Annotated in this window: 14 protein-coding genes; 5 read left to right on the top strand and 9 right to left on the bottom strand. The window is 53.2% G+C overall.

The features are described 5' to 3' along the window. Nucleotides 1-206: 206 nt before the first annotated feature. The 6 genes from JUJ53_RS17910 to JUJ53_RS17885 form a co-directional block, all read right to left on the bottom strand. Nucleotides 207-941, bottom strand: a complete 735-nt coding sequence (locus tag JUJ53_RS17910) for a 2-phosphosulfolactate phosphatase family protein (protein WP_204153413.1) — start codon at nt 939-941, stop codon at nt 207-209. Nucleotides 942-1071: 130 nt separating this feature from the next. Then, on the bottom strand, nt 1072-1806 hold the full coding sequence (locus JUJ53_RS17905; protein WP_204153412.1) for an ABC transporter ATP-binding protein: 735 nt from the start codon (nt 1804-1806) through the stop codon (nt 1072-1074). A 116-nt stretch (nt 1807-1922) separates the two neighbouring features. Then, the gene (locus tag JUJ53_RS17900) at nt 1923-2150 is read right to left on the bottom strand and encodes a ferredoxin family protein (RefSeq protein WP_204153411.1); all 228 of its coding nucleotides are present in this window, start codon (nt 2148-2150) and stop codon (nt 1923-1925) included. 269 nt (nt 2151-2419) lie between these two features. Continuing rightward, nucleotides 2420-3664, bottom strand: a complete 1245-nt coding sequence (locus JUJ53_RS17895; RefSeq protein WP_204153410.1) for an ATP phosphoribosyltransferase regulatory subunit — start codon at nt 3662-3664, stop codon at nt 2420-2422. A 231-nt stretch (nt 3665-3895) separates the two neighbouring features. Continuing rightward, nucleotides 3896-4849 carry a J domain-containing protein gene (locus JUJ53_RS17890; RefSeq protein ID WP_204153409.1) on the bottom strand — a complete coding sequence of 318 codons (954 nt, stop codon included), beginning with the start codon at nt 4847-4849 and terminating at the stop codon, nt 3896-3898. A 69-nt stretch (nt 4850-4918) separates the two neighbouring features. Continuing rightward, the gene (locus tag JUJ53_RS17885) at nt 4919-5749 is read right to left on the bottom strand and encodes an inositol monophosphatase family protein (RefSeq protein ID WP_204153408.1); all 831 of its coding nucleotides are present in this window, start codon (nt 5747-5749) and stop codon (nt 4919-4921) included. 375 nt (nt 5750-6124) lie between these two features. On the opposite strand from JUJ53_RS17885, the gene JUJ53_RS17880 reads away from it, so the two are divergent. Next, nucleotides 6125-7810 carry a metallophosphoesterase family protein gene (locus tag JUJ53_RS17880; protein ID WP_343327983.1) on the top strand — a complete coding sequence of 562 codons (1686 nt, stop codon included), beginning with the start codon at nt 6125-6127 and terminating at the stop codon, nt 7808-7810. A gap of 148 nt (nt 7811-7958) precedes the next feature. Here the strand turns inward: JUJ53_RS17880 and JUJ53_RS17875 are convergent, their stop codons facing one another. The 3 genes from JUJ53_RS17875 to JUJ53_RS25195 form a co-directional block, all read right to left on the bottom strand. Continuing rightward, complete coding sequence (locus JUJ53_RS17875) at nt 7959-8804, bottom strand: alpha/beta fold hydrolase (RefSeq protein WP_204153407.1); 846 nt, start codon at nt 8802-8804, stop codon at nt 7959-7961. Nucleotides 8805-8979: 175 nt separating this feature from the next. Continuing rightward, nucleotides 8980-9984, bottom strand: a complete 1005-nt coding sequence (locus JUJ53_RS17870) for a Gfo/Idh/MocA family oxidoreductase (protein ID WP_204153406.1) — start codon at nt 9982-9984, stop codon at nt 8980-8982. Between the two features lie 34 nt (nt 9985-10018). Further along, entirely contained in the window at nt 10019-10144 is a 126-nt protein-coding gene (locus JUJ53_RS25195; RefSeq protein ID WP_275415794.1) for a hypothetical protein, read from the bottom strand. Between the two features lie 311 nt (nt 10145-10455). Between JUJ53_RS25195 and JUJ53_RS17865 the strand changes: the two genes are divergently transcribed. The 4 genes from JUJ53_RS17865 (at nt 10456) to JUJ53_RS17850 (ending at nt 15319) form a co-directional block, all read left to right on the top strand. Continuing rightward, nucleotides 10456-10755 (top strand): ferredoxin, encoded by a 300-nt coding sequence (locus tag JUJ53_RS17865; RefSeq protein ID WP_204153405.1) that lies wholly within the window; start codon nt 10456-10458, stop codon nt 10753-10755. Between the two features lie 285 nt (nt 10756-11040). Next, complete coding sequence (locus tag JUJ53_RS17860; RefSeq protein ID WP_204153404.1) at nt 11041-11628, top strand: DUF924 family protein; 588 nt, start codon at nt 11041-11043, stop codon at nt 11626-11628. A 556-nt stretch (nt 11629-12184) separates the two neighbouring features. Next, nucleotides 12185-14659 carry a pre-peptidase C-terminal domain-containing protein gene (locus JUJ53_RS17855; protein WP_204153403.1) on the top strand — a complete coding sequence of 825 codons (2475 nt, stop codon included), beginning with the start codon at nt 12185-12187 and terminating at the stop codon, nt 14657-14659. A gap of 258 nt (nt 14660-14917) precedes the next feature. Further along, the gene (locus tag JUJ53_RS17850; RefSeq protein WP_204153402.1) at nt 14918-15319 is read left to right on the top strand and encodes a hypothetical protein; all 402 of its coding nucleotides are present in this window, start codon (nt 14918-14920) and stop codon (nt 15317-15319) included. Nucleotides 15320-15467: the final 148 nt, after the last annotated feature.

The raw sequence follows: 15467 nt of genomic DNA, 5'->3' as shown, positions 1-15467 counted from the left end.
GCACTCAAACCCCATAAACGGCTCTATTTTCAGCGTGGGTTTCATGCGCTATCCCTGTTGCAGCAAGACTTCTAGGGACGTTGTCACCCGTTCAGGTATCCATGTGTATGGGGCGGCCCTATGAGACGGTGCGTTACGGCTTCGCCTAAGAGCACTCTACGCCTAGCTACTGTAGGGTGGGTGAGCGACAGCTACCCATCCAGCTTCTAAACCTGCTTCACCAACAGACCCGGCTCAGTTTGAATCGGCAACACATCCAGGGTATCGAGTTGGGCGCAATACTTGAGGTCTTCCATGCCATCAAGGCGCAGCAGCCGGTGGCCATGACTGGCGGCTGAGAGCAGATCCAGGAGGCGACTTTGCCATTGCTCATAGAGAGCCAGGGCAGCGATCGCTTCGTCATTGCCCGTGATCACATGCTCGGTGTCCATCAACTGGCGCAGGTGGTGCAGCACCGCCCCAGCACAGACGGTGTCTTCGAGGGAATAGCTGCCCTCCCAGCCAGAACCCACCAGCCAAACGGTTTCCGGCTGATGGCGGTGTAGATAACGGGATACGGTCGCCCGGTTGACCAAGGCGGCAGTCAGCACCGTTTGGGCTGATTGAATCCGTTCTAGGCAGCGCGTGCCGTTGGTGGTGCTCAGAAACAATCGTCGCCCCGTGACTCGATCCACGGTGCAGTCAAGCGGAGAGTTGCCAAGGTCGCAGCCCTGCACCTTCGCACCACCTCGCTCCCCTGCCCGCAGCCGTTTTTCAACGGGCCAGGCCTCGCTCACCTGCATGAGTTGCTCAATACTGCTGAAGGCTTGTACGGCCTCAGCACCAGCCTCTAGGGCTGTAGCCACCGTTGTTGTGGCTCGCAGCACATCAATAGCGATCGCACAATCTGGACGAGTATCGGTGGGCGTTTGTTCAGGCGTATGGAAAACAAATAGCTTCACGAAAGGGCTGCACCTTTAACTGCGTAAACCGACAATCAACATTCTAGGGGGTATTGGATCCGTTTTATCAGCTAATCTCTATGGGTCTACCCCTAAGGATCCCCCTAGTTACGATTGCCCTAAAGCTCAGTTACGATCGCGATCTGCTAGCGCCTAGATACAGTTCACCCACGCTTGGATCGTTGAGCAACTCTGAACCGGGGCCCTCCACGCGATCGCGCCCCGTATCTAGAACATAGCCCCGATGGGACATTTCCAGGGCCCGACGGGCGTTTTGTTCAACTAACACGATCGCCGTTCCGCCTTGGTTAATCTGCCGGATGCGATCGAAAATGGTGGTGACTAACTGCGGCGATAGGGCCGCCGAGGGTTCATCCAGCAGCATCAAGCGCGGTTCTAGCATCAGGGCTCGCCCCATGGCAAGCTGCTGCCGTTCTCCACCCGACAATGTGCCCGCCCGCTGCCTGCGCCGCTCTGCCAGCACGGGAAACATCTCAAAAATCTTTTGCTTGAGTTCTTTGGGCGGCGTATCGCGAATAAATGCCCCCATGTCTAGATTTTCTTCAATGCTCAACGATGGAAACACATTCGAGATCTGCGGCACGTAGCACATCCCCCGCTCGACAATTTGGTTGGGCTTCAGCCCCAGAATCGACTCCCGACGAAACAGGATCTTGCCGCGATGGGGCGTCAACAGCCCAAAAATAGCTTTCGCCAGCGTAGACTTACCGGCTCCGTTAGGGCCAATCACCGCCACCAACTCGCCCGGATAGACCTTAAAGTTGATGCCTTGAAGAATATCTAGATCTTTGACATACCCAGCATGAACCGCTTCAACCTGGAGCAAGGGAACAGCATCTGTCATTATGTGCAACCCGGTGGTTTACCGTTGTTTTTGGGAATTTATTTGTATGCCGGGGTAAACGGATCATTCACCCCGACCCAATTCACCACGGATGTAGCAGATTGTACCCGACGGCCCTAGGTCGGTGTCTTTTGTAGTTCTGGGCGCTCTTCTGGCAAGATGGCTCCCTCCACAGGACAGACCTGCACGCAGATGCCGCAGTCAATGCAGGTGGAGAAATCAATCCAGTACCAGTCGGTACCTTTTTCATTTTTGCCGGGCCCGTCGTGGATGCAGGCGACTGGGCAGGCATCTACGCAGTCAGCAACGCCTTCACAAACGTTCGTCACAATGGTATGTGGCATAGTGGTTTCCTCAACAGCCCTGTCAACATTAGGTCATTAGCTAGTGTAACGCTTACCGCCATGGCGCTTGAGTTCTGGCAAGGATGGACGTCGCTGGCCTCGACTCCGCTGGCTTCGATGTCGCTCAGCCAGCAGAGTTGGTGGTGGGACATCTCCGGAAGGGAGAAAGTCAGAATCCAGTTGTTGTTTCCTGAGCGAAGTCGTTGGCCGCTGCAGAGGGGCTAGGGAACAGTGGGGAACCGCTACCGGTAACGTTCCGCCGCAGAGGTCTAGGCTAATTGCTCAACCGTCAGGTCACCGGCGGCATTGATCCAGGCAATTTGTTCAATGTGCTGTTGACGGGCATAGGCGCGCACGGCCTCCGGACTGCCTCGATCCATGAGATCCACTTCCACCCGCTGCGGTTCATCGGGAGCGATCGCGTCACGGAGCGCCTGGGCATGGGTGAACGCCGTTGCATAGGCCGCGGGGGATTGGGGCACCACCAGCCAATGGTTCGCGGGAATTTCCAAGGGCAAGCGATCGTTGGTGAGCATGACATGGTGTAGGTCTTCGATATTCAGGGAAAAGCCTACGCCTGGAGCGCTATCGCCTTGGGGATGGTACAACCCCAGCAGTTGGTCATAGCGGCCCCCTTGCCCCAAGATGCGCTGACCTGACTCGCCCCAGTTCACTGCCTCAAAGACAATGCCGGTGTAATAGTCGAAGGTTTGCATGAGGCTGAGATCTAGGATCAGCGACGGATGGGCCTGATCGGGCTGAGCCTGGAAGCTATCCTGCAGCAGGTCTACCAAAACCTTGAGGTTCTCAATAATTCGGCGCTGATCATCCTCTAGGTCAAGCTGGGATACGGTTTGCAACACGTCTTCTGGCTTGCCCCGTAGATCCAACAGCAATAGAGCCCGATCGCGGAGCTCGTCCGACAGGGGCAGCGCTTCGAGGGCCATGCGATCTAAATGAGCGATCGCCCGCCGCACCTCTGATCGTAAGCGTTCTGGAAACACCGATAGGAGCGATCGGCTCAGCCCCGCTTCTCCAATTAACAGATGCCATTGCTGCATACCCAGCTTACGCATACAGTCCGACAGCAGCAGCAGCACCTCCGCATCGGCCCCCACGCCATCTTGCCCCAGCAGCTCCACCCCAGCCTGGAAAAACTCCTGCTGACGGTTGTAGCTGGCGGCCGACGGTCGCCGAAAGACATTGGCGTTGTAGTACAAACGATAGGGAAAGGTCATGCCGGCCATGCGGGTCACGGCTGCCCGCGCAATGGACGCCGTGAATTCTGGACGCAGACCCAGCCCTTGCTCCTCCGCACCTTGGACTTGAATCACCGTGGATTGATCGATCGCTCCCCCAGCCATCAGCGTATCTAGGCGCTCTAGGGTTGAGGTAATGATGCGATGGTAGCCCCACTGATGAAAAACCTGCTGCAGCCGCGCCTCGATCCAAACCTTTTGGGCCACGTCCAGCGGAAATAGATCCCTGGCTCCAACGGGAGGTTGATAAGTCATTAACCGTTACACCAATTCCTAACAATCAAACGCCAAACGACAGGTGGCGATCGGCGCTGAATGGATCTGAACGCGATCGCCCCTCGCCCATCCCCATACTGGTTACGCGATATCGCGACCATGGAGGAGAACGCTATCGTCCACCTGTTCAACACTATTCTCTCAGAGGATTGATCCGATCCCCTGCCCCTACATGACTGAATGAGCGATCAGACCATGGGGGTCACTCAGCTATTTTTTGCGTCCGCCAAAGAGCCCAAATAAGCCACCCTTAGACGACGTATCTTTACCGGATGCCGCGCGCTTGCCGCCCGCAGACTTAGCGCCCGCCTGAGAGGCATTGCCGGATTGCTCTATCATGCGCCGCCCTGCCCCAGCAATTTCATCGTTGGGGTTAATCTCTAGGGCTTTATCAAAGTGAATGCGGGCCATCTTGGCCTGCTTGGTTTTGATATAAATCATGCCCATGCGGCTATGGCAGTTAGAATTTTTGGGATTGAGCTTCAGGGCTTCCCGCAGTTCCAAAATGGCCTTAGCGTAGTTTTGCTGCTTTTCAAACTCTTCAGACCGGCGAATGAAGCTATCTACGAGGGAATCTTTCGTCGGTGGCGGCGCAGCCGGGCGGGATGCTGGTTTTGCCGCTGGGGCAGAGCTGGCAGAGGATTGTTCGTCTGGACGGGCCGCGGTGCGCAGAGCACCATTGTCTTGCCCTACCGTGCGCATCAGGTAGACCAAATTGAGTTCGCTAATGCGCCCAATCACCTCTGGAGTTTGCTCCAGCGCTTGATATTGATGCTCGACCAGTTCTTTGAGCGCTGCTTGATAATCGCCGTTGGTATTGGCTGCGGTGGCTAGCTGGCGGGCGCGGTCGGTGGACAGCACAATGGTTTCTTGCTGGCGCTGAGCCTGCTGTCCCTTCAGCTTCAAGATAATTTGATGCTCTGAAAAATTTTTCTCTTGGGAGAGATACTCGTAGGCAGGATTGACCAGCTTTGACAGATATTCACTCGCTAAACGGCGATCGCTGTCGGTTTTGATGTCAGAACTATCGGGATGCAGTCGTCGCGCAATTTTCAGGTATTGTTTGCGGATCCCCTTCATATCGGCATCCACTGGAACACCCAACACCGCATGGTGATCAATAAAATCTGATGTGAAAAGCCCCTTGTCAATGTTAAAAGACATTCTGTCCTATCTCGCTTTTCCTGCCATTGGATTCTTAAAGTGTACTCTGCCGACTGGGATACGGCTGCATCAAAGCTGACTGAATTCTATCAAAGGTTTGACTTGCATGAGTTCATGGCTCATGGCGCTATGCAGACGACCATTGCTCGCCAAAATGCGCCCCGAGAGCAGGTCAAAGGGTTCTTGGTTGTAGGCGGTCACCCGTCCGCCTGCTTCCTGCACCAACACCACGCCGGCGGCTAGATCCCAGGGCGATAGACCGCGTTCCCAATAGCCATCTAGGCGGCCACAGGCTACGTAGGCCAGATCGAGGGAAGCAGCTCCACCTCGCCGTACGCCTTGGGTGCAGTGGGTGAAGTGGCAAAACTCGGCGTAGTTGTTATCTACGGTTTCACGGCGATCGTAGGCAAATCCGGTGACCAGCAAGCTATTGTCTAAGCGATCGGTGGGCGAGACGGTCATGGGCAGGCGGTTGCGGGTGGCTCCTAGCCCTGTGGCGGCGCGAAACAGCTCTTGATGGAAGGGGTCGTACACGGCTCCCACTTGGGGCACGCCGTCAATCAACAGCCCGATGGACGCCGCCGAAAAGGGGTATTGATGGGTGTAGTTGGTGGTGCCGTCTAGGGGATCGATGGCCCAGAGAAAGGGGTTGTCGAGGGCACCTTGGCGTCCTGACTCTTCCGCTAGGACGGCATGATCGGGGAAGTGGCGCTGGATTACGGCCAGGATGGCTACTTCAGCCGCCTTATCAGCCTCGGTGACCAGATCGCCCGATCGCCCCTTTTCTTGAATCTGAACCTCACTCAGTTTGCCCCAGTAGGTTTGCAGCACTGTGCCGGCCGCTAAGGCTGCTTCGGTGGCAATGTCGAGAAACCGTTGGAGTTGGTCGGGAGAGGGCATGATGGCGATCGCTTTTAGATAGCAGGGACATATTCTCCCATACCCTACCATGCCCTCCAGCCCTAGCCGTCTGCCCTGACGTGCTGTGACCTAGATAGGGAATCAGCCCATGGGCCGCCGGCGCAATCCTGTTGGCAATCAGGGCTCACCTCTCCTAAGAACACTGGCGAAGCCCATGGTTCAAACAGATTTATACCCCAATTTGATGGCGGAAGGATCAGGGCGGGTGATTGCATTGGAATCCTTGCGTTGGGATGATGGTGGTGCTGCACTAACCTCTGGATCATGGCGCGACTCAACAACGGCCAGGTTTTAGCCGTGACCGTAGGACTGGCGATCGCCCTCGCCTATGGATGGATGGTGGGGCTATGGGTAATGCAACCTATGTCGGAAGACCTGCTGACCGATCCGTTTTTGCAAGCCCCAACGCCCACTAGCGTCAACGTGGTGTGGTTTACGGAATTTGAGGGGTCGAAGCATGTTGTGGACTATGGCAATGGGTGGAGACAACGGGCGATCGCTACCACTACCCTCCTCAGCCGTACCCGTGAAGATGCCAAGTCTCGTGTGGGCAGCCAAACCGAGGATGGGCAGGTGTACGATAGGGTGCGCGATCGCCCCATTTGGCGACATGAGGCGGTACTAGCTGACTTGACTGGAACGGTTCCCTATCGCGCCGTGAGTGTCAAAGGCGATCGGCAGGTAGTTCGCAGCCAGTCATTCCAAGCGGCACCTGCGCCTGCGCCCGGTGTGCCGCTGCACATTTTGCTCACGTCGGATCATCAGTCCCAACCTATGACTGCGGCCAATCTGCAAAAAGTTGTAGAAACGGTGGGGGCGATCGATGCCGTGTTCCTAGCAGGGGATTTGGTCAATATTCCCGATCGCGCCTCCGAGTGGTTTGACGATCATCGCGGTAATGCCTTTTTTCCCTGCCTCCAAGGTCGAGCCCACTACAAGCTGACCTACGATGATGCTGAAACGACGTACCGAGGTGGGGCGATTATCCAATCGGCTCCGCTGTTTGTGGCGACGGGCAACCATGAGGTGATGGGGCGGCTGTCGGAGGCAGACTTAAATGAGCAATTTAATGACCCCCAGCCAAGGGCGATCGCCGCGCAACGCTATCAAGACCGGGCCGCTGACATTAACCCCACCCACGATCCTGCCATCCAAGCCGAGTGGATTAAGGATCAGTCGTTTAACACCGATACGGTTCATGAGCTGTTTACGCCGCTGAATGCCGAGGAGCCGCGATCGCCCTACTATGCCGTCACCTTTGGCGATGTGCGCTTGGTGGTGCTGTTTGCCACGAATATTTGGCGCAACCCGAGCCTAAATCCCAACGTGCGCGGCCGCTATCGAGAACAGGATGCATCGCTGGATGACCCAACCCAGTGGGGGTATGGGCAACATATCTTTGAGGCGATCGCCCCGGGCAGTCCACAATACACCTGGCTCAACGCTGAACTGACCAGCCCCGCCTTCCAGCAGGCAAGGTACAAAATCGTGATGTTTCACCATCCGCCCCATTCCCTGGGAGATAACATCGTGCCGGCCTATACCGATCCGGTGCAAATCATCGATCGCTTCCCCGATGGTCGGATCAACTCAGTGCGCTACGAATATCCTAAAGATCAGGATTATCTGATTCGTGATGTGGTGCCGTTGCTGGAGGATGCCGGGGTGCAGTTGGTGCTGTATGGGCATTCCCATCTGTGGAATCGCTTTACCAACGGCGCAACCCACTATCTCGAAACCTCGAATGTGGGCAATACCTATGGTGCATACCTAAGCGATCGCCGCCCGATTCCGATCGGGTTTCAGGAAGACTATGCTGCCTTTGATGATCCTAATGGTTTAGAACCCGTGGTGCCGACGATCGCCCCCCTGATGGATGAGCATGGCGATCCGCTGCCCTACCTTGCCAGCAACGAGATCACCGCCTTCAGCATTTTGGATACGGGAACCGGAACCGTCAGTAGCTACCGCTTTGATACGCGCCAACCGGATTCCGAGGTTGTGAAATTTGATGAGTTTTCCCTCGATACGCCGCAGTGACCTACTCCCGACCCTGATGTCCTAGACTTCATCGGAAGTAGGAAAAGCAATCAAGTCTTAGCCTGAAACCGATCGATCTTATGGTTACTGCATCCATTTGGATGTCGAGCAACTCATGATCGATACAGTTTAAGGTCTACAGACCGCCTTAGGCGCTGCGACGCAGGAAGGGAATCAGCGCATTGGCCACCTTCTCGGGCCAATCCTGCTGGGGATAGTGACCCACCTCTTCGAGAGACACTAGCTCCGCTGCCGGGGTTTGCTTTACAAAGGCCTGGGCTTGATCGATGGACAGCCAAGGATCATTCACCCCCCACTGCACCTGAATCGGCGCATCCCACGACGTGAATCCGGCACTAATTTGGGCCGTTGCCTCCGACAGCCGCAGATTCTGCACCGTTGCCAAGAGCGATCGCCCCGCATCGGAACTTTTGAGGAACGGCCGCCGATAGACATCCAGATCTTCATCAGACACTCGGTATTGCCCTCCCCCTTCCAGAGTGCGATCCACCAACAGCGGATCCTGGGTGAGCATATCGCCAACCAGGGGAATGCCCAACATGCCAATCTTCCAGGGCACCTTGGCCTCCGGGGTAATCGGTGCATTGAGAATCGCCAAGCGTTCAATGCGATCGCGATGCTGCAGGGCATACTGCAAACCCACCGAACCGAGAAATCCTTGCACCACCAAATGCACCCGCTCTAGGTTCATAGCCTGCATCCAGGCATCCAGCGCCGTTTGGAAGGCGGCCGAGGTGTAGGCGAAATCGCGTTTATCGGGCTTATCGGAAAATCCAAAGCCAGGCCAATCGGGAGCGATCGCCCAGAAACCTTGATCGGCCAGCGCCTCCATCACCTCGCGCCAGCCATAGCTCTGGGACGGCAGCCCATGGAGCAGCACCACCGGCGGCTTTGTCGTTTCATTCACCGGCTTGGCATCCCGGTAAAACCAGGTGACTGAGCCCACTTCAATCCAATTTTCAGTTGTAGTCACGGTAGGTTAATCAGTACTTTTTAAGGAATTTCTTCAAGATTCCTACCAGTGTTCAGTGTTTTGGGATTCTTGTCTATGCATAGAAAGATCTCAGGCTGATCCATAGACGAGACGAGAGGACTAGATGAGACTATCGATGAAATAGCTGATCGCCTGCTGCTAGACGCGATCGCCGCTAGCTTCGCACCGGCACCACCTGATTCAGATCCGCTGCCTGCCGTACCGCATTGGCGACCCTAAGGGCATAGACACTACTCTGGGGTTGGATGTAAAGAGGCTTGCCCTCCGTGAGATAGTTCAACACCGATTGGGTGTCTTGGGCAAACAGCCCCCGCCGACTGCCGCCATCTAGGGGGCGATCGCCCTCTGCCGTGACCAATTTACCTTGGGTACCGTCAAAATGAATCAAACCGTTTTGACCATGAATGTCTAAACGACGTTCCGCTGCCCAAATAGCCTCACCCTTGCCATAGATCACCTCTGCCATCAGCCCGCTTTCAAACTGAAGCTGACCAGCACATAGGCAAGTGGTATGGAACGAATCTCCCATGCTGTGGGGATAGGTGGAGGGATGGTCTACCCAGACTTGGTTTTGTCCGCTCACCGACGTTACCTTGCCAAACAGGGTCGTTAAGCGATGGATGCGAGATAGGGCACCCACCAGCGGAAAGCCAAAGGTATCGGCTTGATAGGTCCATTTGCGGGGGGCGGGGTGCTGGGGGTTGAGGCTGGAGTAGCGTACATAGAGGGGCTTGCCAATGGACGGCAACTGTTGAGCGATCGCCCCATGGACGCCACTCAAAACATCAATCTGTTCCACATGCAGCAGCCGATGCTGAGCCTCAGCTAGGTTGATCAATTCCTCTGCTTCCGCACTATCGAGGGATAGGGGATATTCCACCACCACATGCTTACCTGCCTGCAGCGCAATGCGGGCGATCGCTCCATGGAGGCGGTTCACGGTGCAAATAACCACCACATCCACATCGGGATGCTGCACCAATTCTCCCCAGGTGGCTAGGGCAGGAATGCCAAAGGGCTGACAAAACGCAGCCGTGCGTGCCTGATCTTGCCCCGCCACGGCTACCACCTGCGATCGCCCATCGGCTTGAAAGGTTTCGACTCGCAGCTTGGCCGCATAGCCCGTCCCCACGATGCCCACTCGAATGGGTGCATTCATACGCTGTTCAATCCCCTCGTCCTGCGTCAATACCTCAGTTTTGCATGGAACTGCGATCGCCTCCGCTCGCTTCGACGATGAGCATGGCCCAAACGCCAAAACCTTGCTTTTCCGTTGCCATGTCTCGTTCTAGACAGATAATATTTTCTAATGAGTCCATGGTTTTTGCGCCTGACCTGGTTATGAAGAAAACCTTAACTACGGGTATAGGGTGCCATGATTGAGCGCGATCGCCCTATCCGATCGACGGGTTTCCGATGACCTATAAGTAATTCAGCGGCAAAACACGGAAATTCATGAGTAATCCCATTAGCTCAATTTATGGAACTGACGTCACAAGCCTTAACTTTTCCCGTAGTATCAGAAATGGAGTCAGGCAACAGTGCCACGCGTCGCTCCACGCCCACGGGTGGAGCTTTTGACTCCGCAACCATAATCCTGCCGTTTTAGATTATTTGAGAGGACTACTGCATGGCAACTTTTAAAGTTACGTTGATTAACGAAGCAGAAGGACTAAACACCACCATCGATGTACCCGAAGATGAGTACATTCTTGACGCAGCAGAAGAGCAAGGCATTGACCTGCCTTACTCCTGCCGGGCAGGTGCTTGCTCCACTTGTGCTGGTAAGCTACAAAGCGGCACCATCGATCAGTCTGATCAGTCCTTCTTGGATGACGACCAAATCGAAGCTGGGTTTGTGTTGACCTGCGTTGCATATCCCACTTCTGATTGCACGATCCTCACTCACCAAGAAGAAGAACTGTACTAAGTTCGACGAGCTTCACATCGACGAGTTCTGAACTAAAGGGCAGGGATCAAGGAAGCGTTCAACGGTCATGCTCTCTGCCCTATCTTTTTTTAGCGGTCTTGGCTTATGTCATGGTCTTGAATGACCATAGCAAGAGGCTTGCTTCTTCATAAAAACTAATGCTGCTGCAGTCATTCAGCTTCACCCAGACTGTAGTCAATAGATATCCTATTTATTCCATAGGATTTATTGGATAGGACAAAACCACTGGCATCCTGGTTTGTGGTTCTTTCATCAAGATTGCCCATGCATACTGTAGATTCCACCACCGTTCTTGCCTTTTGGTTTGGCGAACCGATGCAGACGCCCAGCTATGCAGAACGGCGATCGCTTTGGTTTGGCAAAGATCCAGATCTAGACCGAGAGATTGGCGATCGCTTCCTAGGTACCTACCGACAGGCCGCTGCCGGGGAATTGGATCACTGGCAGCAAAACCCCTTCGATTGCTTGGCCCTTGTGATTGTTCTCGATCAATTTTCGCGCAACCTTTTTCGTCAGCAGGCCCAAGCGTTTGCCGCCGATAGCAAAGCGTTGTCCATTGCCCAGGGAGCGATCGCCCAGGGCTTTGATCAGCAGCTTCATCCTGTTCACCGCATTTTTCTCTATCTACCTCTAGAGCACAGCGAAGATCGAGCGATTCAGCAAGAGTCGGTAGCTCTCTTTCAGCAGCTTGCCGAAGCTTATCCTGAACTCAACGACACCTATGATTATGCCCTGCGCCACCAGCAGGTGATCGAACAGTTTGGTCGCTTTCCCCATCGTAATGTTGCCCTAGGTCGGGAATCGACTCTAGAAGAACAAGAGTTTCTAAAACAACCCGGCTCGTCTTTCTAGATGCCACGATTGAACGTAAATATCCTTTGCAAAATCAGAATGTAAGTCTTTAAAGACTCTAGGATAGAGTTAGGTTCAGTGTAATTACCCAAAGATTAACCATCTCTACATCATGGAACGTCCGTGGGTTTGAAGACTGCTCTGCTCGTCCCAGATACAGCGAAGACATCGGTTCCCCTGAGCATTGAGGCTGCCTAGAATGGCGATCGGCACCTCGCAGGCTAGTATCTGAGTTCAGCCGATAGTCGTACGATGAATCAGCGTGAGTACCTAGATGATGTCCTGAACCTCTAGGCAAGAAAAAGAGTTATTTTTCTCCGTCCAGTTTGCACACCCTATTAGATATCCGGGCACCTTATCTAAGTGTAATGGATAAGGAAGCTTGTGCTGGGCAACGAGATGAGTAGAGCGATCGCCCTTGATGCTCCTCTCTCACCTAGGTTGCTGCCAGCACGAGGGTTGGGTGAATTATCATCTTTGACGTTAATGTGGCGGTGCTTGAACCGCAGAGTTTTACATCGCCCATATCCCTTCACAACCGCTGGAGGATACACCCATGTCTCTTCATAACTTGGGTACGATAAGCGATCGCACTACTTTTAATAACCGGGTCACGGCTTTAGTCGATCCCCTAGACTCACTACAATTTAGCCTTGCCCGTGCCGGCAACTTAAATATTGGGGTTAGCGGCTTAAGACAAAACGTTAGGCTACAACTGTTCCGCAGCAGCAGTTCTGGATTGACTCGTATTGGTTCTTCAAACTATAGAGGCACTACCCCAGAATCTCTCAATTTCAGGGGATTGCAACGGGGGCAATATGTTGCACAGATTCAACTTCTTGCCCCAGGACGCACACCCTACCGAATGCGGCTATCTCGCCAATTAATCAATGATGTGATTGCTGAAGAACGCACATGGAATTCAGTTAATACCAATCTTTCTGCATATCAAGGAACCTTGGGTACAGCGGACACATCAGATATGTTCCGGCTCAATCTTGGTGCCGACACTCCCCTCAGCCTAACCCTGACTGGGTCACTCAACACCGCTCGGCTGCGATTAGTGAAGGACAATAACAACAACGGTTTTATTGACTCAGGGGAAGTCTTAGCATCATCTCCTGCAGGCGATTTGGAGAAATCTCTGAATGTCCGTAATCTTCCCAGGGGTACCTACTATGTGCAGGTGTGTGGGTCTACTAATGCACCCTATACGTTGGGTATGGCTCCCCAAAGTAACTTTGCCGTTCGCGAATTTGATCTGGGTACTCTCGGTAATACAATTGTGACCCGTACCGGCAGTGTTCACGACTTCAATACGTCTGATATCTACAGCTTTAACATAGCTGGCTCTAGTCATGTGAGTCTTGCACTGACCGGATTTGCTGGAGATCCAGATCTGCGTATTGCCCGAGATGCCAATGGTAATGGACTCATTGAAACACCGGAGATGATCAGCTATTCTTCTCGTCGCCAAGCGGGTATTGATGAATCGATCACGTTGAATCATCTGGCTGCAGGAACGTACCTCGTCCAAGTAACTCAACATGCGGGCACCAGCAACTATACCATGCGGCTATCGACAGGATATCCTACGGACTTGTTGCCTACCGAATATGATCTAGGTACCATTAACGGCACTCAAACGCTGAGCCAATATATCGGCAGTGGCATGTACTACCAAAATGCCGCTGACAATATTCGATTTACCTTGAATAGCACCCGATCTGTTAACCTGACGTTATCAGGGCTATCCTGTGATATTGATCTCAGACTAGTTCATGACGCCAACAATAATGGTGTTGTAGATACTGGTGACGTTCTTGGTTCCTCTGCCAATGGTAGTGATGGTGCGGAATGGATTGCCCAGTCATTACCAGCGGGTACCTACTTTGCTCAAGTTTACCGCTGGAGTAGTCATATGGATGACAGTAACTATCACTTCAGCGTTTCAACCGGTGACTGGTATAGCAGCAACTTAACGGATGCCGGTATTATCGGCGAGGCTCGCTACTTTGATACGCGAAATTACAGCCGCCGCTATGAGGTGATGAGCATTCTTCGGGCAGCTAAGGATTATGGGAATATTGATGATGCAGAACTGACGGATTTACGAACGTTCGTCAATGGTCAACGCACCACCATGCCAGATTATGTCCATAATTTGGCCTATAAGGTTGTCAACAGTAATCCCGCCAACCAGTGGTGGACAGGCGGAGCTAGCACCAGCACCAGTTTGGGCAATCTCTATGCTGGCGCAACGGCTGATCACTTAGAAAAACTGATTGGCAAATGGTTCCTTGGTTTAGATCATCCAACCGCCGCTTCAACTACAACCTATCGCTATACCAGCGGGGCATTGTTCCAAAATGGCATTGCTTACCAAGATGTAATGCAAGGTCAGCTAGGTGACTGTTACTTCTGCGCGGCGCTTGCCGGTGTAGCATTCCGTCATCCAACATCTGTCCAGAATATGTTTATCGATAATGGCGACGGTACCTTTACCGTACGTTTCTATAACAACGGCGTTGCCGACTATGTTACGGTCGATCGCTACTTACCTAGCACAGCCGCCGGTGGACGATACTACATGGGCTGGGGTGGTGGTTTGTATGACAACATCAATAATGAACTATGGGCTGCCCTTGCAGAAAAAGCCTATGCTCAAATCAATGAATCTGGATGGCTGAGATTCAATGGAGTCAATACTTACGACAGTATTGAAGGTGGCTTTTCCCATGAATCGTTACACCATATTACAGCTCAAACTACTGTGGAAGACTGGTCTCTAACAGACAGCGATCGCACCAATGTCATTAACCAGTTCAATGCCGGGCGCACAGTTTTCTTGGATTGGCAATCAGCCGATGGAGGTTTACATGCATTAACGTTGGTTGGCTATAACCCGACGAGTCAGTTGTTCACCGTTTATAACCCATGGGGACAACAGCGTGATCTGACCTGGCAACAAATTCTCAATGGCGATGCAGTTTGGCCAAGGTTTGTCCGATGGTTCTATTCAACCACCTAGAGCGTTTGCTACGTTGAATCAGCAGTGATCAAGACTTTCTTGACACTGCACGTTCTCCAATTCAAAACCTGATGTGAGGTCAATTCAGGTGGAATGCTTGAATCAGATAGGATCCTCAACTTGCTTGCGTGACCTATCCTTGTGGGAGGTTAAATCATGAGCCATGGATTGATGTACTGGATTGCTATGTTATGCCTCTGCCTCAGTTGGAGGTTTGAGAGCATACTTTATCTGATGCCCATTCATTTCAATCAACCTATGCTCAACAGGCAAGGACAAGATGTGGCTCACCACCCATGGATGCATAAGATTGAACTTTCGGCACGGGAAGACCTCTATCCTCCTAGTGGGATGCTGCCTCAAGCAAATCGCCCCATTGGCTTGGCATCGGTTTTCCTCTACTTCGAAAATCCTGGACTAGAGGATGTCACCATTGTTCTGGAAATGATTGAGATTCAAACCGTGGATGGACAGCCGCAGCCGTTTGAGTTTTCGTCCACGGACATTCACTTGCGTCCCCTGGAACATTCGGAGCTGCTTTTCCATCTAAGCAATACAGTGGGCTATGTCGGGGATGGGCCCGTGCAAGCGATCGCTACCTATCGAGTGGGCGATCGCCAGTACCATCTGACCTCGGATCCCGTAGAGATTCAAGAGTAGGCTGTCACAGGCACACTGTGCTCAATTTTTCTATCATGACAAAAAAATGGTAAAAAAAACTAGGGCGGCAAAACTAGCTGGAGAAAGAGGAGACAATTGGCTAGGCTAGGCACAGAGGCGAGAACAGGGTGAGGCAATCAAGATGGTC

Origin of the sequence: Leptolyngbya sp. CCY15150 (genome assembly GCF_016888135.1) — a bacterium.
Lineage (GTDB): Bacteria > Cyanobacteriota > Cyanobacteriia > RECH01 > RECH01 > RECH01.
This window is presented reverse-complemented; position numbering and strand designations above follow the sequence as displayed.

Coding starts and splice junctions, on each gene's coding strand:
- JUJ53_RS17905 (WP_204153412.1), bottom strand. CDS start 1,806: ATGACAGATGCTGTTCCCTTGCTCCAGGTTGAAGCGGTTCATGCTGGG.
- JUJ53_RS17900 (WP_204153411.1), bottom strand. CDS start 2,150: ATGCCACATACCATTGTGACGAACGTTTGTGAAGGCGTTGCTGACTGC.
- JUJ53_RS17895 (WP_204153410.1), bottom strand. CDS start 3,664: ATGACTTATCAACCTCCCGTTGGAGCCAGGGATCTATTTCCGCTGGAC.
- JUJ53_RS17890 (WP_204153409.1), bottom strand. CDS start 4,849: ATGTCTTTTAACATTGACAAGGGGCTTTTCACATCAGATTTTATTGAT.
- JUJ53_RS17885 (WP_204153408.1), bottom strand. CDS start 5,749: ATGCCCTCTCCCGACCAACTCCAACGGTTTCTCGACATTGCCACCGAA.
- JUJ53_RS17880 (WP_343327983.1), top strand. CDS start 6,125: ATGCAACCTATGTCGGAAGACCTGCTGACCGATCCGTTTTTGCAAGCC.
- JUJ53_RS17870 (WP_204153406.1), bottom strand. CDS start 9,984: ATGAATGCACCCATTCGAGTGGGCATCGTGGGGACGGGCTATGCGGCC.
- JUJ53_RS25195 (WP_275415794.1), bottom strand. CDS start 10,144: ATGGACTCATTAGAAAATATTATCTGTCTAGAACGAGACATGGCAACG.
- JUJ53_RS17865 (WP_204153405.1), top strand. CDS start 10,456: ATGGCAACTTTTAAAGTTACGTTGATTAACGAAGCAGAAGGACTAAAC.
- JUJ53_RS17860 (WP_204153404.1), top strand. CDS start 11,041: ATGCATACTGTAGATTCCACCACCGTTCTTGCCTTTTGGTTTGGCGAA.
- JUJ53_RS17855 (WP_204153403.1), top strand. CDS start 12,185: ATGTCTCTTCATAACTTGGGTACGATAAGCGATCGCACTACTTTTAAT.
- JUJ53_RS17850 (WP_204153402.1), top strand. CDS start 14,918: ATGCTCAACAGGCAAGGACAAGATGTGGCTCACCACCCATGGATGCAT.